25 protein-coding genes are annotated in these 25,219 nt (G+C 72.1%); 17 read left to right on the plus strand and 8 right to left on the minus strand.

The window, feature by feature from the left end:
• Nucleotides 1–9 precede the first annotated feature (9 nt).
• Nucleotides 10–1,083 carry an ABC transporter ATP-binding protein gene (locus QQM67_RS02925; RefSeq protein WP_314171920.1) on the plus strand — a complete coding sequence of 358 codons (1,074 nt, stop codon included), beginning with the start codon at nt 10–12 and terminating at the stop codon, nt 1,081–1,083.
• Nucleotides 1,084–1,097: 14 nt separating this feature from the next.
• Complete coding sequence (locus tag QQM67_RS02930) at nt 1,098–2,204, plus strand: ABC transporter ATP-binding protein (protein WP_314171921.1); 1,107 nt, start codon at nt 1,098–1,100, stop codon at nt 2,202–2,204.
• 156 nt (nt 2,205–2,360) lie between these two features.
• On the opposite strand, the gene QQM67_RS02935 is transcribed toward QQM67_RS02930, so the two are convergent.
• A complete protein-coding gene (locus tag QQM67_RS02935) occupies nt 2,361–4,664 on the minus strand; it encodes a S9 family peptidase (RefSeq protein ID WP_314171922.1) in 2,304 nt (767 codons plus the stop codon).
• Nucleotides 4,665–4,882: 218 nt separating this feature from the next.
• On the opposite strand from QQM67_RS02935, the gene QQM67_RS02940 reads away from it, so the two are divergent.
• From QQM67_RS02940 to QQM67_RS02975, 8 genes are all read left to right on the plus strand, one after another.
• Complete coding sequence (locus QQM67_RS02940; RefSeq protein ID WP_314171923.1) at nt 4,883–5,077, plus strand: hypothetical protein; 195 nt, start codon at nt 4,883–4,885, stop codon at nt 5,075–5,077.
• 43 nt (nt 5,078–5,120) lie between these two features.
• Entirely contained in the window at nt 5,121–6,110 is a 990-nt protein-coding gene (gene mshB, locus QQM67_RS02945; protein WP_314171924.1) for an N-acetyl-1-D-myo-inositol-2-amino-2-deoxy-alpha-D-glucopyranoside deacetylase, read from the plus strand.
• Nucleotides 6,107–6,571: a DUF6113 family protein gene (locus tag QQM67_RS02950; protein WP_314171925.1), complete on the plus strand. Its 465-nt coding sequence runs from the start codon at nt 6,107–6,109 to the stop codon at nt 6,569–6,571. Before mshB ends, QQM67_RS02950 begins: the two co-directional genes overlap by 4 nt.
• A gap of 128 nt (nt 6,572–6,699) precedes the next feature.
• Nucleotides 6,700–8,886, plus strand: coding sequence for a peptidoglycan binding domain-containing protein (locus QQM67_RS02955; RefSeq protein WP_314171926.1), 2,187 nt, complete (start codon nt 6,700–6,702; stop codon nt 8,884–8,886).
• Between the two features lie 113 nt (nt 8,887–8,999).
• Entirely contained in the window at nt 9,000–10,079 is a 1,080-nt protein-coding gene (locus tag QQM67_RS02960) for an ABC transporter ATP-binding protein (RefSeq protein WP_314171927.1), read from the plus strand.
• The gene (locus tag QQM67_RS02965) at nt 10,076–10,813 is read left to right on the plus strand and encodes an ABC transporter permease (RefSeq protein ID WP_314171928.1); all 738 of its coding nucleotides are present in this window, start codon (nt 10,076–10,078) and stop codon (nt 10,811–10,813) included. Before QQM67_RS02960 ends, QQM67_RS02965 begins: the two co-directional genes overlap by 4 nt.
• 218 nt (nt 10,814–11,031) lie before the next feature.
• A complete protein-coding gene (locus QQM67_RS02970; protein WP_314172230.1) occupies nt 11,032–12,165 on the plus strand; it encodes a sensor histidine kinase in 1,134 nt (377 codons plus the stop codon).
• Nucleotides 12,162–12,767, plus strand: coding sequence for a response regulator transcription factor (locus tag QQM67_RS02975; RefSeq protein WP_314171929.1), 606 nt, complete (start codon nt 12,162–12,164; stop codon nt 12,765–12,767). The genes QQM67_RS02970 and QQM67_RS02975 overlap by 4 nt, the downstream gene beginning before the upstream one ends.
• Nucleotides 12,768–12,847: 80 nt before the next feature.
• Here QQM67_RS02975 and QQM67_RS02980 read toward each other — a convergent pair whose 3' ends face one another.
• Nucleotides 12,848–13,804 carry a transglutaminase-like domain-containing protein gene (locus QQM67_RS02980; RefSeq protein WP_399064997.1) on the minus strand — a complete coding sequence of 319 codons (957 nt, stop codon included), beginning with the start codon at nt 13,802–13,804 and terminating at the stop codon, nt 12,848–12,850.
• A gap of 6 nt (nt 13,805–13,810) precedes the next feature.
• Nucleotides 13,811–14,893 carry a GNAT family N-acetyltransferase gene (locus QQM67_RS02985; protein WP_314171930.1) on the minus strand — a complete coding sequence of 361 codons (1,083 nt, stop codon included), beginning with the start codon at nt 14,891–14,893 and terminating at the stop codon, nt 13,811–13,813.
• Nucleotides 14,894–15,032: 139 nt separating this feature from the next.
• Between QQM67_RS02985 and fdxA the strand changes: the two genes are divergently transcribed.
• Both fdxA and dapC read left to right on the plus strand, forming a co-directional pair.
• Nucleotides 15,033–15,359: a ferredoxin gene (gene fdxA / locus QQM67_RS02990; RefSeq protein WP_027764481.1), complete on the plus strand. Its 327-nt coding sequence runs from the start codon at nt 15,033–15,035 to the stop codon at nt 15,357–15,359.
• A gap of 111 nt (nt 15,360–15,470) precedes the next feature.
• On the plus strand, nt 15,471–16,583 hold the full coding sequence (gene dapC / locus QQM67_RS02995; protein ID WP_314171931.1) for a succinyldiaminopimelate transaminase: 1,113 nt from the start codon (nt 15,471–15,473) through the stop codon (nt 16,581–16,583).
• Between the two features lie 113 nt (nt 16,584–16,696).
• On the opposite strand, the gene QQM67_RS30565 is transcribed toward dapC, so the two are convergent.
• Nucleotides 16,697–17,290 carry an ATP-binding protein gene (locus QQM67_RS30565; protein WP_399065002.1) on the minus strand — a complete coding sequence of 198 codons (594 nt, stop codon included), beginning with the start codon at nt 17,288–17,290 and terminating at the stop codon, nt 16,697–16,699.
• Nucleotides 17,291–17,719: 429 nt separating this feature from the next.
• Complete coding sequence (locus QQM67_RS03005; RefSeq protein ID WP_399065005.1) at nt 17,720–18,730, minus strand: heavy metal transporter; 1,011 nt, start codon at nt 18,728–18,730, stop codon at nt 17,720–17,722.
• Nucleotides 18,731–18,781: 51 nt separating this feature from the next.
• On the opposite strand from QQM67_RS03005, the gene dapE reads away from it, so the two are divergent.
• Nucleotides 18,782–19,861 (plus strand): succinyl-diaminopimelate desuccinylase, encoded by a 1,080-nt coding sequence (dapE, locus tag QQM67_RS03010; protein ID WP_314171932.1) that lies wholly within the window; start codon nt 18,782–18,784, stop codon nt 19,859–19,861.
• Between the two features lie 123 nt (nt 19,862–19,984).
• Entirely contained in the window at nt 19,985–20,737 is a 753-nt protein-coding gene (locus QQM67_RS03015) for an LOG family protein (protein ID WP_314171933.1), read from the plus strand.
• 75 nt (nt 20,738–20,812) lie between these two features.
• Here QQM67_RS03015 and folP read toward each other — a convergent pair whose 3' ends face one another.
• On the minus strand, nt 20,813–21,682 hold the full coding sequence (gene folP / locus QQM67_RS03020; RefSeq protein ID WP_314171934.1) for a dihydropteroate synthase: 870 nt from the start codon (nt 21,680–21,682) through the stop codon (nt 20,813–20,815).
• Between the two features lie 180 nt (nt 21,683–21,862).
• On the opposite strand from folP, the gene QQM67_RS03025 reads away from it, so the two are divergent.
• Nucleotides 21,863–22,372: a cell division protein DivIVA gene (locus tag QQM67_RS03025; protein WP_314171935.1), complete on the plus strand. Its 510-nt coding sequence runs from the start codon at nt 21,863–21,865 to the stop codon at nt 22,370–22,372.
• Nucleotides 22,362–22,967 (plus strand): DNA-3-methyladenine glycosylase I, encoded by a 606-nt coding sequence (locus QQM67_RS03030; protein ID WP_314171936.1) that lies wholly within the window; start codon nt 22,362–22,364, stop codon nt 22,965–22,967. Before QQM67_RS03025 ends, QQM67_RS03030 begins: the two co-directional genes overlap by 11 nt.
• A 24-nt stretch (nt 22,968–22,991) precedes the next feature.
• Here the strand turns inward: QQM67_RS03030 and QQM67_RS03035 are convergent, their stop codons facing one another.
• Nucleotides 22,992–23,780 (minus strand): enoyl-CoA hydratase-related protein, encoded by a 789-nt coding sequence (locus QQM67_RS03035; RefSeq protein ID WP_314171937.1) that lies wholly within the window; start codon nt 23,778–23,780, stop codon nt 22,992–22,994.
• Nucleotides 23,781–24,087: 307 nt separating this feature from the next.
• On the opposite strand from QQM67_RS03035, the gene QQM67_RS03040 reads away from it, so the two are divergent.
• Nucleotides 24,088–24,255, plus strand: coding sequence for a DUF3117 domain-containing protein (locus QQM67_RS03040; protein WP_016469583.1), 168 nt, complete (start codon nt 24,088–24,090; stop codon nt 24,253–24,255).
• 174 nt (nt 24,256–24,429) lie between these two features.
• On the opposite strand, the gene QQM67_RS03045 is transcribed toward QQM67_RS03040, so the two are convergent.
• A complete protein-coding gene (locus QQM67_RS03045; RefSeq protein WP_314171938.1) occupies nt 24,430–25,116 on the minus strand; it encodes an O-methyltransferase in 687 nt (228 codons plus the stop codon).
• Nucleotides 25,117–25,219 lie beyond the last annotated feature (103 nt).

Consider the following 25,219-nt stretch of genomic DNA (forward strand, 5'->3'; position numbering starts at 1 on the left):
AGTACCGCTGTGACCACCCTGACCCAGGAAGCGGACGTCCCGGCTCCGCGCGATGCGGGAGCGTCCGGCGCGTTCCTCTCCGTACGCGACCTGTATGTGCACTTCGACACCGAGGGCGGCACCGTCAAGGCCGTCGACGGCCTCTCCTTCGACCTGGAGCGCGGCCGCACCCTCGGCATCGTCGGCGAGTCCGGCTCCGGCAAGTCGGTGACGAACCTGTCCATCCTCGGGCTGCACAACCCGAAGAAGACCGATGTCTCCGGCGAAATCCTGCTGGACGGACAGGAGTTGACCGGCGCGCGGGAGAAGACGCTGGAGTCGCTGCGCGGCAACAAGATGGCGATGATCTTCCAGGACCCGCTGACGGCGCTCTCGCCGTACTACACGGTGGGCCGCCAGATCGCCGAGCCGTACCGCAAGCACATGGGCGCCTCCAAGCACGACGCGCATCAGCGGGCGATCGAGATGCTGGACAAGGTCGGCATCCCCAACGCCAAGCTGCGCGTCGACGACTACCCGCACCAGTTCAGCGGCGGCATGCGGCAGCGCGCGATGATCGCGATGGCGCTCGTGTGCAACCCGGACCTGCTGATCGCCGACGAGCCGACGACCGCGCTCGACGTGACCGTCCAGGCGCAGATCCTGGACCTTCTCAAGGACCTCCAGCAGGAGTTCGGTTCGGCGATCATCTTCATCACCCACGACCTGGGTGTGATCGCCAACGTCGCCGACGACATCCTGGTGATGTACGGCGGGCGCGCCGTGGAGCGCGGCAGCGTCACCGAGGTGCTGCGGGCGCCCCAACACCCGTACACCTGGGGCCTGCTGAGCTCCATGCCGCGGCTGTCGAGCGACGTCGAGGAGGAGCTGGTCCCGATCAAGGGCACTCCGCCGAGCCTGCTCGCGCCGCCGCCGGGCTGCCCGTTCCACCCCCGGTGCGACTACGTGGACCAGGTCGCCGGCGACAAGTCCTGCTCCGCCGACCGGCCGCGGCTGCCCGCCGGGCGCGGCTCCGCCTGCCACCTGACGGCCGAGCAGAAGAAGACCTTCTTCATCGACCAGATCAAACCCCGGCTGGGCTAGGGAGAATCACAGCAATGAGCGAAGAACTCACCCTGACCAAGCCGCAGGACGATGGGCCGGCCTCCGGCGAGCCCCTGTTGTCCGTCGAGGGCCTGACCAAGCACTTTCCGATCATGGGCGGCTTCCCGTTCAAGCGGCAGGTGGGCGCGGTCCAGGCCGTCGACGGCGTCGACATGACCGTGATGGAGGGCGAGAGCTTCGGCCTCGTCGGCGAGTCGGGATGCGGCAAGTCCACGACCGGACGGCTGCTGACGCGGCTGCTGGAGCCCACGCGCGGCAAGATCTCCTACCGCGGCCGGGACATCTCGCACGCCAGCCGCAAGCAACTGGCGCCCGTACGCTCCGAGATCCAGATGATCTTCCAGGACCCGTACTCGTCGCTGAACCCGCGGCAGACCGTCGGCTCCATCATCGGCAACCCGATGGAGGTCAACGGGATCGATCCGCCCGGCGGACGCGAGAAGCGCATCCGGGAGATGCTGGAGACCGTCGGCCTCAACCCGGAGCACTACAACCGCTTCCCGCACGAGTTCTCCGGCGGCCAGCGGCAGCGCATCGGCGTCGCGCGGGCGCTCGCGCTGGAGCCGAAGCTGATCGTGGCGGACGAGCCGGTCTCCGCGCTCGACGTCTCGATCCAGGCACAGGTCGTCAACCTGCTTCAGAAGGTGCAGCGCGACCTCGGCATCGCCTTCGTCTTCATCGCGCACGACCTGGCCATCGTGCGGCACTTCTCGCAGCGCCTCGCGGTGATGTACCTGGGGAAGATCGTCGAGGTCGGCGACCGCGACTCCATCTACATGCGCCCGCGCCACCCGTACACGCACGCGCTGCTCTCCGCCGTGCCCGAGGCGAAGCTGGACGACGACGAGGAGGAGCAGCGCGAGCGCATCCGCCTCGCCGGCGACGTGCCCTCGCCGATCAACCCGCCCTCGGGGTGCCGGTTCCGCACGCGCTGCTGGAAGGCGCAGGACAAGTGCGCGACGGAGGAGCCGCCGCTCGTCCAGATCGCGGGCAACACCGCGGGGCACCTGACGGCGTGCCACTTCCCGGAGGAGGGCTCGACGACGGGGCGGGGCGAGGACGTCGTCCTGGACTCGGCGCTCAAGGCGATGGAGGCCTGAGACACGTTCTGCGGCCGGCTGAGGCCGGTCTGCTGCCATACGAAGCCGGTACGAGGCCGGTACGGAGCCGGGGCGCCGCCCGGGCTCCGTACCGGCCTCGAATCGTTCGTCGCGTTCTCCGCGTTCTCTTGCGTTCTCCGCTCTCTTCGGCCGCCGCTACGCGACGCCCAACGTGCGCTTGAGGAAGGCCACTTGGAGCAGCAGCAGGTTCTCGGCGATCTGCTCCTGCGGCGTCATGTGCGTGACGCCCGACAGCGGCAGCATCTCGTGCGGGCGGCCCGCGGCGAGAAGCGCGGAGGAGAGGCGGAGCGTGTGCGCGGCGGCCACGTTGTCGTCCGCCAGCCCGTGGATCAGCATGAGCGGACGGTGCTGCGCGGCGGCGCCGGAGAGCCCCTCGTCGGTGATCACGGAGGAGCGCGCGTACACCTCGGGATCCTCCTCCGGCATGCCGCAGTAGCGCTCGGTGTAGTGCGTGTCGTACAGCCGCCAGTCGGTGACGGGCGCGCCCGCGACGGCCGCGTGGAAGACATCGGGACGGCGCAGCACGGCGAGCGCCGCGAGATAACCCCCGTACGACCAGCCGCGGATGCCGACCCGCGTCAGATCCAGCGGATGGTCCGCCGCGAGCGCCAGCAGCACCTCGATCTGGTCGTCGAGCGTGACGTCGGCGATGTTCCGCGAGACCGCCTTCTCCCACGCGGGCGAACGGCCGGGCGTACCGCGGCCGTCGGCGACGACCACCGCGAAGCCCTGGTCGGCGAACCACTGCGAGGTGAGCCAGGCGTTGTGCGCCGCGACCACGCGCTGGCCGTGCGGCCCGCCGTACGGGTCCATCAGCACGGGCAGCGGCCCGTCGCCGTCCCGGTAGCCCGTGGGCAGCACCAGGCCCGCGGGGATCCGCCGCTCACCGGTGTGCAGCAGGCGCGGTGCCGTGGAGAGCAGGGGCTGTTCGGCGTGGGAGGGCACAACGTCAACGGGCTTGAGCGGAAGCGCCCTGCCCGCGCCGCCCATGCGCAGGACGGCGGCACGCGAACCCGCGCGTGAGAGCGACGCGGTGGACATCACGAGGGTGTCGCCGCCGCGCACGGCGGAGGCCACATGAGGCGGACCGGCGGCGTCACTTGAGGCGGTGCTGCCGGTGCTGCCGGTGCCGCCGGAGCCGGAGTTGTCGGTGCCGTCGGCGGCGGCACCCGGGCCGCCGTGAGCGTCCGGGTCGGTGAGGCGCTCGACGCCGCCGGGCGAGCCGTCGTCGGCGAAGCGCGCGAAGTGCACGCCGACATCGCCGACTTGGGCGTCCCCGTCCGCGTCCCCTTTCCCGTCCCCGTCCGCCGTGCCGCCCTCGCCGCCGCCCGCAGAAGCGGAGAAGAGCACGCCGTCCGCGGCGACGTCGAGCACGGCCCGTACGTGCAACGAGGCGGCTGTGAAGGCCTCTTCGCCCACCATCAGCACCCGCGCCCCCCGCACGTCCGCGATGCGTACGAGCCGCCCGTCCGGCGTCCACGCGGGCACGCCCGCGAACAGCTCCAGCCAGTCGGGGTCCTCCTCCGTGAGGAGCGTGCTGGTGGCGCCCGTAGCGGTGTCGACGCGCAGATACCGCTGCGTGCGCTGCTCGCGGGACTGCACGAGCAGCAGCGGCGGTCCGCCCGCCGACCAGTGGACGCGTGCGAGATACGGAAAGCCGTCGCGGTCCCACTCGACGGCACGGCGCTCCTCGCCGTCCGCGCTCAACAGGTGCAGCGTGACGTCGGCGTTGGGCGTGCCGGCCGCCGGATACGCCACCTCGGACGGCTCCCGGTCCGGGTGCGCCGGGTCGGCGATCCACCACCGCCGCACGGGGGCGTCGTCGGCGCGGGCGATGAGCAGCCGCTCGCCGTCCGGGGCCCACCAGAAGCCGCGGCTGCGGTCCATCTCCTCGGCGGCGACGAATTCGGCCAGACCGTATGTGATCCGGTCGTTCTCGGGGGCGGCGACGACGCGGTCTCCCGTGCCGTCCGTGCCGACGACGCGCAGCGCGCCGCCCGCGACGTACGCGATGAGCGAGCCGTCGGGGGAGGGGCGCGGGTCGACGACCGGTGCGGGCGTTCCCAGTTCGCTCCAGTCGCCCGTCCGCAGGTCGGCGGTGAACAGCCGCCCGGAGAGCGCGAAGGCGGCACGCTCGACCGCCTTGTCAGCGGCATATCCGACGATTCCGGCCGAACCTTCGCGGCTGCGCTCACGCCGGGCGCGCTCCTCCGCGGAGAGCTCCTCCTCTGCGCCCCCCAGCAGCTCCGCGGGGTCCGCCGCGGCGTACTCCCGCGCGCCGGACGGGTCTCGCACCCACAGCAGATTCGCCCGGTCAGTGCCCTCGCGGGAGCGGAGGAAGACGACGCGCGAGCCATCGGGGCTGACGGTGAACGCGCGGGGGGCGCCCAGGGTGAAACGCTGGGTGCGCGCGTACTGACGGGGGAAGGTAGTGGCCATGCGGCAGAGCGTAGAGGCTGGCGGGCGCTCCCCGCGGTGGCCGGAATCGAATATGCGCCCCTCGTCTGCACCCGTGCACCCGGCCCATGCCATCTGACGGATAGTTATGATCCATTGCGCGAGACGGGAGCCGGGTAGGAAGCCGGTGCCCGCTCGTGTCATGGGCTCATGCTGTCCGGATCCGTCGCCCGACCGCGCGTACTTGGAGGTGAACCGCCGTGGCACTCTCGATTTCGGCGGTCGTGCTGCTCTTGATCATCGTCCTGCTTCTCGTGAAGAAGTCCGGTCTGAAGGCGGGGCACGCCGTGGTCTGCGTACTGCTGGGCTTCTATCTGGCAGGGTCGTCGATCGCTCCCACGATCAACGAACTGACGACGAACGTCGCGGGGATGCTCGGGGACATCAAGTTCTGACCTGTTCTACGGGGGCGTTCCGGCGGGGCCGTAGGGTCTGGGCATGAGCGCAGCCCCTGACCGGCGTCTGCTGCTGGTGCACGCGCACCCGGACGACGAATCGATCAACAACGGTGCCAGCATGGCGAAATACGTGGCCGAGGGCGTCCACGTCACGCTGGTCACCTGCACTTTGGGCGAGGAGGGCGAGGTCATCCCCGCCGAACTGGCGCACCTCGCCCCCGCACAGCCGGGGCACGAGCCGGAGCAGCCGGAACGGGCGCAGCCGGGACGGCAGTCCCAGCCGGGAACAGCGCCGGAGCAGGGGCCCGCGCCGGCCGGCCTCACCCCGCTGGCCCGTCACCGCATGGGCGAACTCGCCCACGCCATGCGCGAACTCGGCGTCGCGGACCACCGCATCCTCGGCGGCCCCGGCCGCTACCGGGACTCCGGGATGATGAACCTCTCCACGAACCTGCGCGCCGGCTGCTTCTGGCAGGCACCGCTCGACGAGGCCGCGCTGCACCTCGTCCGAATCGTCCGCGAGGTGCGTCCGCAGGTGCTGGTCACGTACGACCCGGACGGCGGCTACGGGCATCCCGATCACATCCAGACGCACCGCGTCGCCATGCGCGCCGCCGAACTTGCCGCCGAAGCGGGCGTGGCGCCCGACGCGGGCGAACCGCACGAAGTGGCCCGTATCTACTGGAACTGCGTGCCCCGCGCAGCAGTCGAGGAGGGCTTCGCACGGCTGCGAGCGGCGTCGCCGTCCCCGTACGCCGTGCTGGCGGAGCCGGAGGACGTGCCGGGGCTCGTGGAGGACGAGACGTCGGTCGACGCCGTGGTCGACGGACGGGCGCACGCGGAGGCGAAGGCCGCCGCCATGCGTGCGCACGCGACCCAGATCACCGTGGCCGGCGACACGTTCGCCCTCTCCAACGGCCTGGGCCAGCCCCTGCTGAGTACGGAGTACTACCGCCTCGCGCATCGTGCGGGAGAGCATGCCGGGCGCATCACACAGGACTTGTTCGCGGGAGCGGGAGCGGAAGCATGAGCGAGGGGCGTGACGAGGAGAAGCGTGAGCCGGGCGGCGGAGGCCGGCCGGCGGCTGGCCGCCAGGAGCAACCGCCGTGGCCGTCGCGGGTGCCCGCGTCCCGCCCGGCACGCATGGGCGTCTACCTCGTGCTGCTCGTGCTCGGCGTGCTGACGGCGTCCGCCGGGGCGCTCGTGCAGAGCGGCTGGTTCCCCGGCGGTCTGCTGCTCGCGCTGGCCGGTGCGGTCGGACTCTTCTGGGGCGGCGGCAAGTTGTGCCGTACTCGGGTGGGGGCGGCGATGCCCGGTGCGGGCTGGGTGGTCACCGCGTTCGTGTTGACATCTCCGCGGCCTGAGGGCGACTTCGTCTTCGGGGCGGGACTCGGTTCGTACGTGTTTCTACTCGGCGGGGTGCTCGCGGCTGTGATGTGTGCCACCATCGCGCTGCCGGCACCGCCAGTGCCAGGGCACAAGTACCGCTGATGAGGCCGTTGTCCAGGGGATTACGAGGGAGAGGGTCCAGCGACGGCGACCCCAAGTAAGCTTGTGCGCGCCGGCGAGCCGTCCTGGGCAAGCATGATGGGCGGTGAACCCAACCGGGAGTACCTGCTTTGAGTCGTGAAACTGACCGTTCGTCCTCCGGGCCGCAGGGCCGTGGCGGTTCGTCGTATCCGCCGGGCACCGAGCCGTACGGCCCCGGTGCCGCCGGTGACTCCGCCGACTCGGAGGAGGCGGCGGCCTCGGACACGCAGAGGCGGCCCGAAGACCGCAAGACAGAGACGACGCTGACCACCCGCATCCGGATCAACATCCCCGGCTCGCGGCCGATTCCGCCTGTCGTGATGCGTACGCCCGTGAGCGAAGGCGAAACAGGCGGCGGCAAGGCCGACGGTGCGGCGGGCGGCCCGGAGCAGCGAGGGGCCTCTCCGGACGACGCGCACCCGCTGCGCGCACCCGGCGACGGGGTTCCCGGCACCGGGCCCGGCGCGGGTCCGGGCGGCGGTGCGGGAGCACCGGGTTCGCCGGGTTCGGGTCCCGGCGCCGGTGCCGGAGCGCCAGGTTCGTCGCGGGCGTCCGAGGACACCTCCGCCGGCGGCGAGTTCACGCAGGAGACCAGCGACTGGTTCGCGCCCCGCAAGGCGAAGCCGTCTTCGGGCAGTTCGGGTTCCGGTACGGGAGCGGGCGCCGGGTCCGGCGTCGGCGCGGGTCCGCTCACCGGTCCGCGCCCCGGCGGTCCCGCGGGCCCCGGCCCGGGCACGCCGCCCGGCGCGGACCTCCCGTACGGCGGCCGCGACGGCCAGGATCCGTACGGCGTGCAAAACCCCTACGGCGTGGGCGATTCGTACGGATCGGGCGATCCGTACGACACGGGCTCGTACTCCCTGCCCCGTACCGACACCCCGCCTGGCGGCACACCCGCACCGGGCGGCCCGGCCGAACCGGGCGCCGGCCAGGGTCAGGACGGGCCGACGACCGGCCCCGTCAGCGGCGACATGCCGCTGCCCCCGCCGCTTGGTCAGGGCGGTGCGCCGCCCGAGTCGCCGGCGAGCTCGACTCTCGGACTGGGCACCGGCCGGGCGCCGTTCGCGCCCGGCGGCGTGGGCGAGGAGATGCTCGCGCGCGAACCGGGAGGTTCGGGCGGCCTGCCCGCCTACGGCGGGTCCAACGGCAGCCGCGACGGCGTCGCCGTGGAGGACGACGCCGACGGCGACCGCATCGTCAGCGAGACCCTGATGAGCCGGGCGCCCCGTCTCGCCGACGAGGACAGCATCGGCACCTCCGGCTCGCCGTTCGAGCGCGCCTCCTCCAAGCCGGCCGTGGACCGCGGCGACGCGTCGTCCGGCGGGCGTTCGAAGCTGATGATCGCGGGCGTGGCCGTGCTCGGCGTCGTCGGCATCGCGTACGGCGCGGGGCTGCTCCTCGACCACGCGGACGTGCCGAACGGCACCACCGTGCTCGGCGTCGAGATCGGCGGCATGAGCCGGCACGAGGCGGTCAACAAGCTGGACGCCGCCTTCGGCGACCGTACGACGCAGGCGTTCACCGTCGTGGCCGGGGACAAGCGGACCAAGCTCAAGCCGAGCGTCGCGGGCATGACGCTGGACACCGAGGCGACGGTGCGCAGCGCCGCCGGACGGGACTACAACCCCGTCAGCGTCATCGGCTCGCTCTTCGGCGTCGAGCGGGACGCGGAGCCCGCGCTCAAGGTGGACAAGGAGAAGATGGCCTCGGCCCTCTCGCAGGTCTCCAAGGAGACGGGGATCGGCGGGGGTGCGCCCAAGGACGGAATGGTCAAGTTCGTCGACGGCAAGGCCGTCGCCGTACCGGGCAAGACGCACAAGGGGATCGACACGGGCAAGGCGAGCAAGGCGCTTCAGAAGGCGTACCGCACGCGCGCCGCCACGGGGAACAACAGCCCCGTCGAACTGCCCGTCGCCCTCCAGCAGCCGAAGGTCGGGAAGAAGGAGATCGCCAGGGCGATCAGGGAGTTCGGCAAGCCCGCCATGTCCGGACTTGTGACGATCAAGGCGGGTGACGCCTCGATCCAGTTCAGCCCGGAGAAGTCGCTGCCGAAGTTCCTGTCGATGAAGCCCGTCAACGGCACCCTGGTCGACACGTACGATCTGCCGGTGCTGCGGAGCCTGTACGGCACGACGTTCGACGGCGTGAAGATCACCCGTGGCGACGGCAGCAAGACGCCGGTCTCGCCGCAGGACGTGGCGGGTGCGCTGCGTCTCGCGCTGAAGGAGACCAGCCCGGCCAAGCGCGTGCAGGAGATCCCGCTGAAGCCGCAGTGACGCGGACGGACGGCGGTCGGCTGAGGGAAGCCGGCTGACCGCTGACAACTGTCATACGCAGCTCACGACTTCCGGCACTGCACCCGGCACCGCCCGCTCGCGATGCTGGGTGCATGACCACACATCAGTCTCCGGTGGTTGAGTTCGCCGGCGCGAGCAAGAGCTACGGCACTGTGCGCGCGCTGTCGGACCTCACCGTCAGTCTTCATCCGGGAGAGACGGTCGCGCTCCTCGGACCGAACGGGGCAGGCAAGTCGACCGCGCTCGATCTCCTTCTCGGGCTGCGTCCCCCGGACCCGGGCGGCACGGTCCGGCTGTTCGGCGGGTCACCGCGAAGGGCCGTCACCGACAGCCGCGTCGGGGCGATGCTCCAGTCCGGGGGCCTCATGGAAGGCGTACGGGTACGCGAACTCGTGGGCCTCGCCTGCGACTTGCACCCCCGTGCCCACCCCGTGGAGAAGGTCCTCGCCGACGCCGGGATCACCGGCATCGCGGACCGCGTCGTCGGCAAGCTCTCCGGCGGCCAGGAGCAGCGCGTGCGGTTCGCGCTCGCCACCGCGGGCGAATGCGACCTCATCGTGCTGGACGAGCCGACCACGGGCATGGACGTCTCCGCACGGCAGGCGTTCTGGGCGGCGATGCGCGAACAGGCGGCGCGGGGCCGTACGGTCCTCTTCGCCACGCACTATCTGGAGGAGGCGGACGCGATCGCCGACCGCGTCCTCGTGCTGCACCGGGGGCGGTTGCTCGCCGACGGCACGGCCGCCGACATCAAGAACCGGGCGGGCGCGCGCCGTATCAGCTTCGCGCTGGACGGCCGTGGCGGCGGTGAGCCGGCCCGGCGGCCCCTCGCGGGGGTGGGGACCGACGGGACGACCGTCAAGGCGGCCGACGGGACGGTCGACGAGGCCGCCCTGCGGTCGCTTCCGGGGGTGACCGAACTCGAACTGTCCGGACGCACCGTCCGGATGAGGTCGGCGGACGCCGACGCGACCGTGCACGCCCTGTACGCGACGGGCCTCTATCCGCGCGACCTGGAGGTGGCGCACCTCGGTCTGGAGGAGGCGTTCCTCACGATCACGCGCCACGCGGAAGAGGCAGAAGAGGCGGGCGACGCGGAAGGCGCGGAAGGCGCCGAGCGGCGGCAGACAGACGGAGCGGACCGATCCGGAGCCGAGGCGGCGGTGGCATGAAGACGCTCATCAAGCTGGAGATCCTCCGGGCCCTGCGCAACCGGAAGTTCCTCTTCTTCTCCGTCGTCTATCCGTCCGTCCTCTACCTGATCATCGCGGGCGGCGCGGGGAACGCGAAGCTGCCGGGCATGCGGATCGACATGGCGCTCTACTACATGGTCGCGATGGCCGCGTTCGGCGCGATGACCGCCGTACTGCTCGGGAACAGCGAGAAGATCGCCAAGGAGCGGGAGCAGGGCTGGGTGCGTCAGCTGCGCCTGACGCCGCTGCCCGGCCGGGGCTATGTGATCGCCAAGATCGCCGCGGCGTCGACGGTGAGTCTGCCCTCGATCGTCCTGGTGCTCGTGGTGGCGGCCACTGTCAAGGACGTACGGCTGGACGCCTGGCAGTGGGCCGCCATCGCGCTCTGCACATGGGCGGGGAGCTTCGTCTTCGCCGCGCTGGGAGTGGCGATCGGATATCTCGCGACGGGCGACGCCGTACGCCCGATCACGATGATCGTCTACTTCGCGCTGGCGATGCTGGGCGGGCTGTGGATGCCGCTGACCTTCCTGCCGTCCTGGGTGAGCGACATCTCCACATGGCTGCCGACGCACGCGTACGCCGCGCTCGGCCAGGCCGTCGAGATCGGCGAGGCGCCGCACATGAAGGACGCGGGGATTCTCGCCGGCTACCTCGTGCTCTTCAGCGCCGCGGCCGCTTGGCTGTACAGGCGGGACACCCGCAAGGTGTGAACGGGCGGTACGGAGCGGGGGAAGGAGAGGACCGCATGAGCGCGGTGAGGGACGACGGGGCCGGGGGCGCGGCGCAGGACGGGGCGCCCGCCCCGGGGAGCGGCACACGGGACGGGACGCCCGCCGCCGGAGGTCCGGGCGACGCGCGCTTGGGCGTGCCGTCCGACAGCGGGACGGCACCGTCGATCGGCCACAAGCCGGAGAACCGGCGCCAGTTCATGGTCAAGTTGCTGTGGACCGGCATCTGGATGGTCTATCTCGGCGCCCCGGTCTCCGACCTCTTCGACGGCGGCCACAGCGCTCTCGCGACGGGTCTCGCCGCGCTCGGCCTCGTCGCGTTCGTCGCCGTCTACGTGACGCTGATCTTCCGCCACACACGCCCTCATGAGGAATGGCGCCTCGTACACGGGTCGCTGGGCGTCATGCTGCTGCTCGCGGTCGTCCCGTCGCTCACGCTCGGACTCCCGTGGCTGGTCCTCTTCGTGTACTTCTCCGTGGCGGCGGGCGCCGTTCTGCCGCCTCGCCGCTCGCGCTGGGTGATTCCCGGTGCCGTCGCGGTGCTCGTCGCCCTCGGAACGCACGTCGACGCCGGGGCCGAACTGTGGCCGGCCTTGTTCATTCCGGCGCTGCTGGGCGGCTTCGCCATGGTGGGGGTGCGGCAGATGATCCGTACGACGCGTGAACTGCGCGAGGCGCGGGCCACCGTGGCGCACCTGGCCGCCAGCGAGGAGCGGCTGCGGCTCGCCCGCGACCTGCACGACCTGCTCGGGCACTCGCTGTCCGTCATCACGCTCAAGAGCGAGCTCGCCAAGCGAATGCTCCCGGGCGACCCGGAGGCGGCGGCCGGGCAGGTGGCCGACATCGAACGGGTCAGCCGCCAGGCCCTCGTCGACGTACGGGAGGCGGTCAGCGACTACCGGAGGCCCACCCTCCAGGTCGAACTGGCCAGTGCGGGCACGGCGCTCGGCGCCGCCGGGATCACCGCGCACCTGCCGCCCGCGTCCGCCCTCCTGGGCGGTCTCCACCCGGACCAGGAGAGCGCGCTGGCGTGGGCGCTGCGCGAGGCGTGCACGAACGTCGTACGGCACAGCGGCGCCACACGCTGCACGGTGACCCTCGCCGAACAGGCCGACGAGACCGTCTGCTTGTCGGTCACCGACAACGGCCGCGGCGCGGACGCCCCGCAGGGCAACGGGCTCACCGGCCTCGCCGAACGGCTCGCCCTGGCGGACGGCGCGCTCGAGACCGGTCCGGGCGTGCGCGGAGGCTTCCAGCTGCGCGCCGTCGTCCCCGCGAGACCCCACGGCCCCGAAGCCCCGCAGGACGGGCGGAACGTAGCCTTGTCGTCGTGATCCGACTGCTGCTGGCCGAGGACCAGGCGATGGTGCGGGAGGCACTCGCGGCGCTGCTGGGGCTGGAACCCGGCATCGAGGTGGTGGCCCAAGTGGGCCGCGGCGACGAGGTGTCGGACGCGGTACGGAAGCACGCGCCGGACGTGGCGCTTCTCGACATCGAGATGCCCGGCGGCTCCGGCATCGAGGCCGCGGAGCGGCTGCGCACGGAACATCCGGAGCTGAAGGTCGTGATCCTGACGACCTTCGGACGCCCCGGATATCTGCGCCGGGCGATGGACGCCGGGGCGGACGCCTTCCTCGTCAAGGACGCCCCGGCGGCCCGGCTCGCCGACGCCGTACGGCGGGTGCTGCGCGGGGAGCACGTCATCGACCCGGGGCTCGCGGCGTCGGCCCTCGCGGTGGGCGCGAACCCCCTCACCGACCGCGAGCGGGACGTGCTGAACGCCGCCGCCGACGGCTCGGGCAACGCGGGGATCGCCGAGGCGATGCATCTCTCGCACGGGACCGTGCGCAACTACCTCTCGACGGCGATCCAGAAGACCGGCGCCCGCAACCGGGCGGAGGCCGTGCGCCTCGCCCGCGACAAGGGCTGGCTGTGAGCGCTCGGGCCTGAGCACCCGCGGGCAGTCCGGCTCGGAATACGGGGTACGCGGCCGGGCCGACTCGCGGGCGCCTCACGTCAGTTGAGCCGTGCCCTGGCGGCCTGCGCCGCCCTCCGTACGGACTCCGCCTCGACGGGCTCCGCGGACTCGATCGCCGACGCGTACTCCTCCAACTCGGCGGCGCCGCCGAGGAAGTCGCCGCGCTCGACCAGCAGCCGTGCCCGCTCGTGCCGCAGCCGCGCGGGGCGGTGCGGCAGGAGCAGCGAGAGGTCGAGCGCCCACAGCTGCACGCCGGACCGCTCGGGGCGCGCGGCGGCCCACGCGCGGATGTTGTTGAGGATGCGCAGCACGATCTCCAGGGGACCCGCGGGGTGCAGCGTCGCCTCGGACAGCGGCCGACGCGTGCCCGTGGCACCCGCGACGAGCAGCTCCAGGTCGCCGGCGGAGAGCAGACGGCCGCCGTTGTACGGATCGGCGAGCGCGTGCTCCCCGGTGGCGTCGCCGAAACCGACCACGAAGTGGCCCGGCAGGCCCACCCCGTACACCGGGGCGCCCGCGCGCCGTGCCACCTCCATCCAGACCACCGAGAGCAGGATCGGCAGCCCGCGCCGGCGGTGCAGCACGGACTGCAACAAGGACGAGTCCAGCCGCCGGTAGTCCTCGGGGGTGCCGTGGAAGCCGAGCTCCGAGCCGAGCAGCTGCCCCAGCGCGCGTGCCCACTCCTCGGGCGTACGGGACGGTGCGTACGGCAACAGCCCCGCGAGACGGTCGAGTTCGATCTGCGCCTCGAGAACCCTGTGCTCGTGCTCGCGCTCGTACTCGCGCTCGTGCGCGGGCTCTTCTCGTGTCTGCCGGGCGCCGCCTGCGCCGCCGCTCTCATCCGGGGCGGCCGCCTCGACGCCGATCAGCAGGCAGAGCAGCGCCAGATCGGGCCGGTCCTCGCGTGCGGCCTGCGCGAACCGCTCGCGGTTGGTGCCCTCGCCGCCGTCGCTCTCGCCGGGGCCGGGGCCCTTCCCGCTCTCCTCGTCGGACAACGCGGATCAGTCCTCCGGAGCGCGGCGGTAATGGTAGGCGTGGTGGTCGGCGAAGCCCATTCCGTCGTAGAGCGCACGTGCCGCGTCGTTGTCGCGCTCCACCTGGAGGTACGCGGCCGAGGCGCCTTCGGCGAGGGCCGCCCGCGCCAACTCGGCCATCACGGCTGTGGCCAGCCCCTGCCTGCGGTGTCCCGGCGCGACCTCTATCGCGGCGAAGCCGGCCCACCGTCCGTCGACGACGCACCGTCCGATGGCCGCCGTGCCCGGGCCCGCGGTCCCGTCGGCCTCCGTCGCGGGCACCGTGGCGAACCAGACCGACGGGCCACCCGTCAGCACCTTCCTCGCCGTGCGCGGCATTCGACCGGCGCGGCGGTAGAGCGAGAACCAGCCGGCGCCGGGGGTGCGGCCGAGCAGCACCCGGGCGTCCGGCTGCCGGTCGGCCAGCGGCGCGAGCGCCGCCACCCGCAGCAGCGCGTGCCGTTCGCCGCTCCAGCCGCGCTCTTCCAGCTCCGCGGCGAGCAGTTCGTCGGTGCGCTCGCCGCCGGTCGTGACCTGTACGCGCGGCACCAGTCCACGCGCCTCGTACCAGCGCCGCGCCCGCGACAGCGCCTCGGCGAGCGGCAGGCCCGAATCGTCCAGCGGCAGAACGGAGTTGGCACGTGCCGTGAAGCCCTCGCGGCGCGCCGCGGACGGAGTGCCGGCCCGTACGCCGTCCTCGGGGCCCGTCGCGTCGTCCGCGCTCGCCCTGAGCGTCCAGCCGCCCAGCCGCTCCGTCTCGACGGCGGGCCAACCGCGCGCCGCGACCTCGACGAGTTCACGTACGCTCGCAGCGGGGATGCCGCGCCGCCGTGCCGGTGCGCCGGGGACGACCTTCCCGGCGACCAGCGCCGACTCGTCGATCGGCACGCTCTGTCCGCCGCGCCGGGTGATGTGCAGCACACCGCCGTCCCAGGATGTGAGAACCCCGACCGTGTCGGTGAAGGAGGCGTGCCGTCCCCCGGCACCGGTCAATGACCGTACAGAAACACGTTTTCCCACGTCAGACGCGGTAATTCGGACTTCGAGGCGTCCGCCCGTGGTGAATTCCACTGCTCTACCCGCCCCTCCTGTTCGTCTCGGTACCGGGAACGGAGATACTAGGACGGGCATCGACGACGCCGCGCTCCCGCGCGCCCAGCGGCGGATCCCCGACACCGGTCCGCCGGCCCTATTGAGGAGGAACGACAGCGTGACCTACGTCATCGCGGAGCCTTGTGTCGACCTTAAGGACAAGGCCTGCATCGAGGAGTGCCCCGTCGACTGCATCTACGAGGGCCAGCGGTCCTTGTACATCCACCCGGACGAATGCGTCGACTGCGGTGCCTGCGAGCCGGTCTGCCCGGTCGAGGCGATCTTCTACGAGGACGACACTCCTGAGGAGTGGAAGGACTACTACAAGGCGAACGTCGAGTTCTTCGACGAACTCGGCTCGCCCGGCGGGGCCAGCAAGCTCGGTCTGATCGAGCGGGACCACCCCGTCATCGCCGCGCTCCCGCCGCAGAGCCACGACGAGTGACACCGCGGTACGGGCGTTTCCCCTCCGCGGTCTTGTGGTCCCGCACAGTGCGCCGGTCCGTCCGGCGGGCGTGCGGGACCGCGTGTTTCACAGCAGAAAGCGAGTCATCCCGTGGCTTCTTCCTCCGGTTCCCCGGTCTCCGCGCGGCTCCCTGAGTTCCCCTGGGACAGGCTGGAGCCGTACAAGTCCACGGCCGCGGCGCACGACGGCGGCATCGTCGACCTGTCCGTCGGCACTCCCGTCGACCCCGTGCCCGAGGTGATCCGGCGCGCCCTCGCCGACGCGGCCGACAGCCCCGGCTATCCCACGGTGTGGGGCACGACCGCGTTGCGCGACGCCCTCACCGGCTGGTGCGAACGCCGCCTGGGAGCGATCGGCATGACGCACCGGAACGTGCTCCCGGTCGTCGGCTCCAAGGAGTTCGTCGCGTGGCTGCCCACCCAGCTCGGCCTCGGCCCGGGCGACCGCGTGGCGTATCCGCGGCTGGCCTACCCGACGTACGAGGTGGGCGCGCGCCTCGCCCGCGCCGAACCCGTCGACTACGACGACCCGACCGCGCTCGACCCGGACGGCCTGCGCCTGCTGTGGCTCAACTCCCCGTCCAATCCGACGGGCGCGGTCCTGGACGCCGCGCAGCTGACCCGCACCGTCGCGTGGGCGCGCGAGCACGGGGTGCTGCTCGCGAGCGACGAGTGCTATCTGGAACTCGGCTGGGAGGCCGAGCCGGTCTCGGTGCTGCACCCGGACGTCTGCGGCGGATCGTACGAGGGCGTCCTCGCCGTCCACTCGCTCTCCAAGCGCTCCAACCTCGCGGGCTACCGTGCGGCCTTCGCCGCCGGAGACCCCGCGGTGCTGGGGGAGTTGCTGCACATCCGCAAGCACGGCGGGATGATGGTCCCCGCTCCGGTGCAGGCCGCGACGGTCGCGGCGCTCGGTGACGACGAGCACGTCGTGCGGCAGCGCGAGCGCTACGCGGCCCGCCGCACGGCCCTTCGGGCGGCGCTTGAAACCCGCGGCTTCCGCATCGAGCACAGCGAGGCGTCCCTCTACCTCTGGGCGACGCGGGACGAGCCGTGCTGGGACACCGTCGGCGATCTGTCCAAGCTCGGAGTCCTCGTCGCGCCGGGCGACTTCTACGGCACGGCCGGGGAGCAGTTCGTACGTGTCGCGCTCACGGCCACGGACGAGCGCGTCTCGGAGGCGGTGCGGCGGCTGGAGGGCTGAGGGGCCGGAGGGCGGGGAGGCCGGAAGGCAGAGACGCCGCGAAAGGGCCGCGGAGACGTGCTCTCCGCGGCCCTTTCGCGTACTGGTGCGCTTGTGCGGCGCCGGTGGCGGCGTCAGCGGCCGCTGCCGCCGAGCCCGATCGTGCCCAGACCGTTCGGCAGCACCTTGCCGCCGAGGAGCTGGTTGTTCCCCTGCCCGTTCGCGGGCTGGGTCTTGGCCGGAGTGCCCTTGGCGGGGGTGCTCTGAGCGGGAGTGCTCTGCGCCGGGGTCGCCTGGCCGGGCTGGCCCAGCTGCCCGAGGCTGTCGGTGGGCAGGCCCTGGGTCTGCACGTTCGGCAGGGACTGCTGGACGTTCGGAGTCTGCTTCTGCATGCCGGTCTGAGCACCGCTGGCCGTGTTGCCGACGAGCTTCGCGGCCTCCTGCCCGGCCCGGGCGTTGTCGGTGCCGGCGCGAACTCCGGCGTCCGGAACGGAGTTGGTGTCGAGGGGCGTGGTGCTGCTCATCGGGGTGAGCGCCTGGGCGCCCTCGGAGGCGGTGCCGGCGACGTCGCCGCCGACGCCCTTGTCCAGGTTGCTCAGCCCGCCCACGTCTGCGGTCGTCGGCAGTTCGGCGGCACTCGCGGCACCGGCCGCGCCTACGACGGAGGCGGCGCCCGCGGCCGTCAGCAGCACGGTCTTGGCGATCCGGCGCGTGAGAGGGAGGGACATGTTGCTCCTTTGACGGAGAGTTCTGATGCTACGGAAAACGTGATGCAAACCCGGCCGGGCAATCGCCGGGCCGGGCGCTGTGCCTATCGCCTTGAGGAGCCCGAAAGTTGCGGGCCGTCGAGGTAAAGGATTGGCAATGCGTCGCATCATCGGCTGCGCCGAACGGGCCTTCAGCGCACGGACTTCACGGCTGCGAGGACGTCAAACCCCTGCAAGAGAGGGGGTGTTGGCATGCGCCAGTGCCTGCGGCCCCGGGCGGGTGCGGCGTCCACCCCGGCGCGGGGAAATCCCCCGATGGTGATGTGTACATCACGGTGAGCGAATCGCTTCTCGCGGATCGCGTGACTTCCGCGGCTCTCTCGGCCCGCGGTTTCTCGTTGCTTCCGGCACCCGACCGACGCGAAATGCCGAACTACGCGCCTCCTGCGGCTACTTCCCCTTCGCCAGCTTTACGCTGACGCTCCCTCCGCCGCCCTTCCCGCCGCCGGAGTCCTCGCGCGGCCGCCAGCCCTCCTCCGAACTGGACGCGTCCCAGACGCGGTTGCGGTACGAGATCTGCTCGATGTGCATCTCGGAGGCGTTCGCCACGGCCCAGTGCGCCAGCTCCCAGCCGCGCTGACCGCGCCGCACCGGGATGCGCACCTCCGACGGCTCGTCGTCCGCGGGCGCTGCCCGGACCCCGTCCGACGCGTCGGACGCCTGCGCGTCCCCGCCCCCGTCCAGGCCGACGCTGCCGGCCTCCGCGCCGGACGGCGCCGCCGCGGGGCGCTGCCCCGGCAGTACGCCGTCGCCGAACTCCCGCACGAGCCGCTCGCGCAGCTGCGCGGGGTTCCCCGCCTTGCCGTCGCCGCCCGCCGGCCCCGTGGTGCAGTTGAACGCGGCGGCCCGGCGGCCGGTAAGGGCGGCTGTGAGCAGCGCGGCGTTCGTCTCGTGCTTCGCGTACGCCTGCGGGTAGCCGCTGCGCTGCACTCGCTGCGCGGCCACGGTCAGCGGCAGCCGGGAGTAGCCCGGGATCTCCACGAGATGGTCATAGAACTTCCCCGAGGAGTACACAGGGTCCTGGATCTGTCGCGTGCTTCCCCACCCCTGCGACGGACGCTGCTGGAAGAGGCCCAGCGAATCCCGGTCGCCGTGTTCGATGTTGCGCAGCGCGGACTCCTGCATGGCCGTGGCCAGGGCTATCGTCACCGCCCGCTCGGGCAGACCGCGCCGGGAGGCCACGGCGGTGATCGTCGCGGCGTTGGCGGCCTGTTCGGGTTTGATCTCGTAGTCCTCGGGTTTGTCCCCGGCGGTTCTGACCGTGCAGCGGGCCGGCCCGGTACTGCTGGTGACGTACTGCGTCACCACGTAACCTGCGACGACGAGCAGCATCGCGCACGCCGCCACGGTGCGGACGGTTCTGGCGCGGGACTTCCGGGGAGCGGATTCCGAGGGGGACACGGGCACAAAGGTAGCCGGTGTGCCAAGTCCCCAGCCCCGTAGGCTGTGTTCATGCAACAGAACGGACTCGACCTGCACCGGGACGCCGCCCTGCTGACCGCTCAGCTCGTGGACACGCCCTCCGAGAGCGGCGACGAGCGGCCCCTGGCCGACGCCGTCGAGACCGCCCTGCGCGCCCTGCCCCACCTGACCGTCGACCGGTACGGCAACAACGTCGTCGCCCGCACCGCGCTCGGGCGGCCCGAGCGCGTCATCCTCGCCGGTCATCTCGACACCGTGCCCATCGCCGGCAACGTGCCCTCCCGCCTCGACGAGGACGGCGTGCTGTGGGGGTGCGGCACGAGCGACATGAAGTCCGGCGTGGCCGTGCAGCTGCGCATCGCCGCGACCGTGCCGGAGCCCAACAGGGACCTGACCTTCGTCTTCTACGACAACGAGGAGGTCGCCGCGCACCTCAACGGCCTCGGCCGCCTCGCCGAGGCGCACCCCGACTGGCTCGCGGGCGACTTCGCCGTACTGCTGGAGGGCACCAGCGGCGAGGTCGAGGGCGGCTGCCAGGGCACGCTGCGCGTCCTGCTGCGTACCACCGGAGTGCGCGCGCACTCCGCGCGCAGCTGGAAGGGCGAGAACGCGATCCACGCCGCGGCGCCGATCCTGGCCCGGCTCGCCTCGTACGAGCCGCGCCGGAAGGTGATCGACGGGCTGGAGTACCGGGAGGGGCTCAACGCCGTCCGCGTCGAGGGGGGCGTCGCGGGGAACGTCATCCCGGACGACTGCACGGTCACCGTCAACTACCGCTACGCCCCGGACATCGGCGAGGAGCAGGCTCTCGCACATGTACGGGAGGTGTTCGCGGACTGCGGCGAGTGGGAGCTGACCGTGGACGACACCTCGCCCGGAGCCCTGCCCGGGCTGTCGCATCCGGCGGCGAAGGCGTTCACGGACGCCGTAGGCGGCGAGCCGCAGCCCAAGTACGGATGGACGGACGTCTCCCGCTTCAGCGCCCTCGGCGTCCCGGCCGTGAACTACGGCCCGGGCGATCCGAACCTGGCGCACAAGCGCGACGAGCGGGTGGAGACGGAGCGGATCCACCACTGCGAGGAGCGGCTCCGCGCCTGGCTGACGGCCTGAATCCGCCGCCCGCCCTCGCGCCGTACACCTCCCCGCCCCAAGGAGTGCGGCCGTCTGTCACGTCGGTACGGCTTCCGCGTGCGTAGGCTGAATCAGAATGATCGCAGTCGGAGGGAGCGTGGGATGACCAGCCCGGAGCGAGAGCGAGCACGGAAGCCGCGCGAGCAGCGTCTCGGCCCGGTGGTGCGCCGCCGGAAGCAGATGCAGGCCGAGACGACGGACCAGCGGCTGCTGGACACCACGGGACCTTCGGACTGGGTGCACCAGGACCCGTGGCGGGTCATGCGCATCCAGTCGGAGTTCGTGGAGGGCTTCGGCGCTCTCGCGGAACTCGGCCCGGCCATCAGCGTCTTCGGCTCGGCCCGTACGCCCGTGGACTCGCCGGAGTACGAGGCGGGCGTGCGGATCGGGCGCGCGCTGACCGAGGCGGGCTTCGGGGTGATCACCGGGGGCGGCCCGGGGGCGATGGAGGCCGCCAACAAGGGCGCGCTGGAGGCGGGCGGCACCTCGGTCGGGCTCGGCATCGAGCTCCCCTTCGAGCAGGGCCTCAACCCGTACGTCGACATCGGCGTGAACTTCCGCTACTTCTTCGTCCGCAAGACGATGTTCGTGAAGTACGCACAGGGCTTCGTCGTGCTGCCCGGCGGGCTCGGCACGATGGACGAGCTGTTCGAGGCGATGACCCTCGTGCAGACGAGGAAGGTCACGCGCTTCCCGATCGTCCTGTTCGGCAGCGGGTACTGGAAGGGCCTCGTCGACTGGCTGCACGGCTCGGTCGTCGCCCAGGGCAAGGCGTCGGCGCGCGACGTCGAGCTGTTCCACGTCACGGACGACATCGAGGAAGCCGTCGCGGTGGTGACGAAGGAAGCCGGCTGACGGCGCTGCGCGTGAGGGGGCCGGTGAAGGCGCCGGTGAGGGGGCGCGGCGACGGCGCGGGCCCGCGGGTCCTCGTCAGGCGAGCCCCCGCCGCGCCACGGCGGGCGGGCGGTGCCCCGCGATCGACGCGACCATGTCCAGCACCTGCCTCGTCTCCGCGACCTCGTGCACGCGGTAGACCCTTGCCCCGAGCCACGCGGAGATCGCGGTCGTGGCGAGCGTGCCCGTCAGCCGTTCCTTGAGGGGCTTGTCCAGCGTCTCGCCCACGAAGTCCTTGTTGGACAGGGAAACGAGCACCGGCCAGCCGGTACGGGTCATCTCCTCCAGGCCGCGGGTGGCTTCGAGCGAGTGCCGGGTGGACTTGCCGAAGTCGTGCCCGGGGTCGATGAGGATGCCGTCCCTGCGCACGCCGAGCGCGACAGCTCGCTCGGCCAGCCCGAGCGTCACGTGCAGGATGTCGGCCAGCACGCCGCCCTCGCCGTCGTAGCTCACGCGGTGCGGGCGCGTGCGCGGCTCGGCCCCGCCCGCGTGCGTGCAGACCAGTCCGGCGCCGTGCCGGGCAGCCACCTCGGCGAGGGCCGGATCGACGCCGCCCCACGCGTCGTTGATCAGATCCGCTCCGGCCTCGCACGCGGCCTCGCCGACCTCGTGCCGCCAGGTGTCCACGCTGATCACGATGTCCGGATGGCGGCGGCGCACCTCGGCGACGAAGCCCACAGTGCGCCGTACCTCCTCCTCGGCGCTCACCTCGTCGCCGGGGCCGGCCTTCACGCCGCCGATGTCGATGACGGCCGCGCCCTCGGCGACGGCCTTCTCGACCCGTTCCAGGGCGGGTTCGTCCCGGAAGGTGGCGCCGCGGTCGTAGAAGGAGTCCGGTGTCCGGTTCACGATGGCCATGATCACCATCTCGTGCGGACCGAACTCGCGTGTCCCCAGGCGCAGCATCGCCGTCCTCTCACTCGGCAAAGGGGAGGCATGTGCTGTTTCCCCCGGAGGCGACCTTAACGGGCGGCCTGGAGCCCTCAGTTCCGAGACCCGTCGGTTGTGTCGGTGGGGCGTGGCACGATCAGGGACCATGGGAAGCCGTAGTCATCCGGACGTCTGCGAGAGGGACTCTCGCGGAAGATGCTGCGAGAGGGCCCTCTCGCACAAGATGCCCTCGGGGAGTTGGCCGTGTTCTGGTTCCTGCTGATCTCGCTCGCCGTGGTCGTGGCCGCGGTCACGCTCGCCGTGGTGGGCAGCACCGGTGACGGGCGGGGCGGCCCGGTCGCCGGCGGCCTCGCCGACGCCGCTCCCGACCAGCTCGACGAGCCGCTGCCCGCGGGCCGCCCCGTGAGCCGTGTGGACGTGGACGGGCTGCGGCTGCCGGTGACGGCACGGGGCTACCGGATGCAGCAGGTCGACGACGTGCTGGACCGGCTCGGTGCCGAACTGGCCGAGCGCGACGCCCGCATCGCGGAGCTGGAGTCCGCGCTCGCGGGAGCGCAGGCGTCCGCGATGGGGCGCGGCGAGCCCGGCGGGTTCCGCGGGCCTGGCGGCTCCGGCGAGTTCGGCGGCGAATTCGGCAAGGAGTACGGCAAGGAGTACGGGCCGGGCGGGCTCGCACAGGATCAGGAGCCGCGCGATGGGCGTTGAGGGCGGTGCGCAGCCGGGTCCCGACGGGGCGCTGCGCTGCCCGTGGGGTCTGTCCACGGAGGACTATGTGGCGTACCACGACACCGAGTGGGGCCGCCCCGTCCACGGAGACGACGCGCTCTACGAGCGGCTGTGTCTGGAGGCGTTCCAGTCCGGCCTGTCCTGGCTGACGATCCTGCGCCGCCGCGAGGGGTTCCGCTCGGCTTTCGCGGGGTTCCGCATCGCGAAGGTCGCGGAGTTCACCGAGGCCGACGAGGCGCGGCTGCTGGCCGATCCCGGCATCATCCGGAACCGCGCGAAGATCCAGGCGGCGGTCTCCAACGCGAAGGTCGCCGCCGCACTCGGCGAGGGCGAACTGGACTCGCTGATCTGGTCGTTCGCCCCCGACCCGGAGAAGCGCCCCGCGCCCCGTACGCATGCCGAGATCCCCGCCGTCACGCAGGAGTCGACGGCGCTCGCGAAAGACCTGAAGAAGCGAGGCTTCCGCTTCGTCGGTCCCACGACGGCGTACGCACTGATGCAGGCGTGCGGCCTGGTCAACGATCACCTGGCCGACTGCTGGGCGAGGGGCGAGATGCGAGGGGGCGTCCGGTGAGGGTGCCGTGCGGTCCGCGGTGCCTCAGCGCCCCGTGAAGCGGGGCTTCTCCTTGTTCACGAACGCCTCGACCGCCGCCTGGTGGTCCTCCGACGCGCCCGCCCTGATCTGGAGCTCGGCCTCCTTCTCCAGCGTCTCGGCCAGCGAGTGGCCGGCGCCGTACGCGAGGGACTCCTTGATCGCCGCGTAGGCGCGGGTGGGCCCCTGGGCGAGTTCGCGCGCCACGGTGAGGGCCTGCTCCGCGAGTTCGCCGTCCGGCACGACCCGGTGCGCGAGACCCAGCTCCAGCGCCTCCCCGGAACGCACGCTCCGCGGGAAGAACAGCAGGTCGGCGGCGCGTCCGGGGCCCACAAGGCGCGGCAGCGTCCAGGAGATCCCGGAGTCGGCGGTGAGCGCGATCCCGGCGAACGAGGTGTTGAAGGCGGCCGACTCGGCGAGGATCCGGTGATCGGCGGCGAACGCGAACCCGGCACCGGCCCCCGCGGCGACGCCGTTGACCGCGGCCACGACGGGCTTCGGCATGCCCGCGATGGCGAGCGTGATGGGGTTGTAGTGGTCCTCGACGGTGCGCAGGGCGTTGCCCCCGCCGCTCTTCAGCGCGCCGATGTGTTCCTTGAGGTCCTGGCCCACGCAGAAGGCCCGCCCGTTCCCTGTCAGCAGCACGGCACGCACCGATTCGTCCTCGGCGGCCTGCTGGAGGGTGTCGCGAAGCGCCGACTTGAGCTCGTCGTTCAGGGCGTTCATCGCATCGGGGCGGTTGAGGGTGACTGTCGCGAGACCCTCGGTCACGTCATAGAGCACGGTGTCCGACATGGGGCCAGCATGGCCCAGATCACCGGGCCCCGACAGGGCGTCCCGCCGGGCACACACGAGTTGCGGGTGTGCCTGAGGCCGACCGGTGAGGCGCACGGCCCGGTTACCGGAGGGGCGAAGCGGAGCAGTATCGCAGCTTCCTCGACGGATTGAGTGGTTTTGTGCGAGAGCGAGTCACAAGTGATGCGACCTCTTGTTGGTCATCGGGTCCTGCCATGCGGGATAATGGCTTTGAAGCAATGTGTTCGATGCCGTTGACACGCGCGTTGTCGGCTGCGATCAGCTGGTTTCAGGAAGGGGAACGAGCATGGCGGCGATGAAGCCGCGGACGGGTGACGGCCCGCTCGAGGTGACCAAGGAGGGGCGGGGCATCGTCATGCGCGTTCCGCTCGAAGGCGGTGGGCGACTCGTCGTCGAGCTGACCCCGGACGAGGCGACTGCGCTCGGTGAGGAGCTGAAGAAGGTCTGCGGCTGACGCCCGGCAGCAGGGCGGCCCGCCCGGCGCGGACCGAGCCAGCCATCAGTGGGTTCTCCGCTGCCCCGGAGCACACATCGTGCTCCGGGGCAGCTGTGTTCCGGCCGGGGCGCTCGGGACCTCGGGCACGCCTGGAGCGCCCGCGTTCCCCGCGTTCTCCGCGTCCCCGGGCGCTCACTGCTCGCGCTTGACCGCGCAGAGCAGGCCGTCCCCCACGGGAAGCAGCGACGGCACGAGCGCGGTGCTCTCCCGTACGGCGCCCAGCAGTTCGCGCAGTTTGCGCACCTCGGCGGGCTGGGCGGCGGACTCGACCGTACGGCCGTTGGCGAAGACCCCTTCGAAGCAGACGAGGCCGCCGGGCCGGAGCAGACGCAGCGCCTCGGCGAAGTAGTCGAGGCACTCGGCCCGGTCGCCGTCGCAGAACACCAGGTCGTAGCCTCCGTCGGCCAGCCGCGGCAGTACGTCGAGGGCCGAGCCGGGGATGAACCGCGCCCGGTTCCCCGCGAACCCCGCGGCGCGGAAGGCCTGCCGCGCGAACTGCTGCTGCTCGGGGTCGGTGTCCACCGTCGTCAGGACGCCGTCGGGCCGCATCCCGGCGAGCAGATGGATGCCGGAGACCCCGGTGCCGGTGCCGATCTCGGCGACGGACTTGGCGCCGGCGGTCGCCGCCAGCAGACGCAGCGTGGAACCTGTGGCGGGGGACACAGCGCGCACGCCTGCCTGCTGAGCCCGCTCGCGGGCCCAGCGCAGTGCCGCGTTCTCGGCGTCGTCGACGAGTTCGGCGCCGTAGGCGTCGGCGAACGCCCAGCTCGACTGCCGGTTGCCGGTAATGGCCCTCTCCTGTCCCCAACCTCCACGCAACGGTGACTGTATCCGTTGCCCCGGGAACCCGCTGATGGGACCGAGCGTTGTAGCGGGGTGGAAGGTGCAGGGGGGTGCCGTGAGATTGCGACCGACGACTGTG

This window comes from Streptomyces winkii, from assembly GCF_032248595.1.
GTDB classification, from domain to species: domain Bacteria; phylum Actinomycetota; class Actinomycetes; order Streptomycetales; family Streptomycetaceae; genus Streptomyces; species Streptomyces winkii.

Bases quoted from the DNA above. Each gene is read 5' to 3' on its own strand.
- folP (WP_314171934.1), bottom strand. From the start codon at position 21,682: ATGCTGCGCCTGGGGACACGCGAGTTCGGTCCGCACGAGATGGTGATC.
- QQM67_RS02970 (WP_314172230.1), top strand. From the start codon at position 11,032: ATGGTCAAGTTGCTGTGGACCGGCATCTGGATGGTCTATCTCGGCGCC.
- mshB (WP_314171924.1), top strand. From the start codon at position 5,121: ATGAGCGCAGCCCCTGACCGGCGTCTGCTGCTGGTGCACGCGCACCCG.
- QQM67_RS02965 (WP_314171928.1), top strand. From the start codon at position 10,076: ATGAAGACGCTCATCAAGCTGGAGATCCTCCGGGCCCTGCGCAACCGG.
- QQM67_RS03015 (WP_314171933.1), top strand. From the start codon at position 19,985: ATGACCAGCCCGGAGCGAGAGCGAGCACGGAAGCCGCGCGAGCAGCGT.
- QQM67_RS03035 (WP_314171937.1), bottom strand. From the start codon at position 23,780: ATGTCGGACACCGTGCTCTATGACGTGACCGAGGGTCTCGCGACAGTC.
- dapE (WP_314171932.1), top strand. From the start codon at position 18,782: ATGCAACAGAACGGACTCGACCTGCACCGGGACGCCGCCCTGCTGACC.
- QQM67_RS03030 (WP_314171936.1), top strand. From the start codon at position 22,362: ATGGGCGTTGAGGGCGGTGCGCAGCCGGGTCCCGACGGGGCGCTGCGC.
- QQM67_RS30565 (WP_399065002.1), bottom strand. From the start codon at position 17,290: ATGTCCCTCCCTCTCACGCGCCGGATCGCCAAGACCGTGCTGCTGACG.
- QQM67_RS02935 (WP_314171922.1), bottom strand. From the start codon at position 4,664: ATGGCCACTACCTTCCCCCGTCAGTACGCGCGCACCCAGCGTTTCACC.
- QQM67_RS03040 (WP_016469583.1), top strand. From the start codon at position 24,088: ATGGCGGCGATGAAGCCGCGGACGGGTGACGGCCCGCTCGAGGTGACC.
- QQM67_RS03025 (WP_314171935.1), top strand. From the start codon at position 21,863: ATGCTGCGAGAGGGCCCTCTCGCACAAGATGCCCTCGGGGAGTTGGCC.
- QQM67_RS02960 (WP_314171927.1), top strand. From the start codon at position 9,000: ATGACCACACATCAGTCTCCGGTGGTTGAGTTCGCCGGCGCGAGCAAG.
- QQM67_RS02950 (WP_314171925.1), top strand. From the start codon at position 6,107: ATGAGCGAGGGGCGTGACGAGGAGAAGCGTGAGCCGGGCGGCGGAGGC.
- QQM67_RS02930 (WP_314171921.1), top strand. From the start codon at position 1,098: ATGAGCGAAGAACTCACCCTGACCAAGCCGCAGGACGATGGGCCGGCC.